General features: G+C 69.4%; 1 protein-coding gene. It reads right to left on the minus strand.

Features of this window, described 5'->3' with window-relative positions:
* The coding region (locus EN845_RS34900) for an AarF/UbiB family protein (RefSeq protein WP_135931348.1) at positions 1-288 on the minus strand (288 nt) is incomplete at both ends.

The raw sequence follows: 288 nt of genomic DNA on the forward strand, positions 1-288 counted from the left end.
CCTGCCCCAACGAGGCCGCAGTCGCCGGCTTCAGATCGAATTCGCCGAAGCGCTCGCGCCAGCTGGCACCGAGCTCGGCCATCATCCGGCGCTTGACGAAGGCCGCACCCATCGGCGGCGCCTGCGATTGCAGCTTCTGCAATTCGGCGGCGTATTCCGGCGGCACGACATCGGGAATGGTGGCGACGAGCTGCGCCACCTTCATGATCGGCCCCTTCAGCCCGCCCAGCGCCTTGGCCAGCGCCTCGGCATTGCTGGCGTCGCGCCCTTCGACGCCGAAGAGCCGGG

It is taken from the genome of Mesorhizobium sp. M8A.F.Ca.ET.202.01.1.1 (assembly GCF_004791595.1).
Taxonomy (GTDB): Bacteria; Pseudomonadota; Alphaproteobacteria; order Rhizobiales; family Rhizobiaceae; genus Mesorhizobium.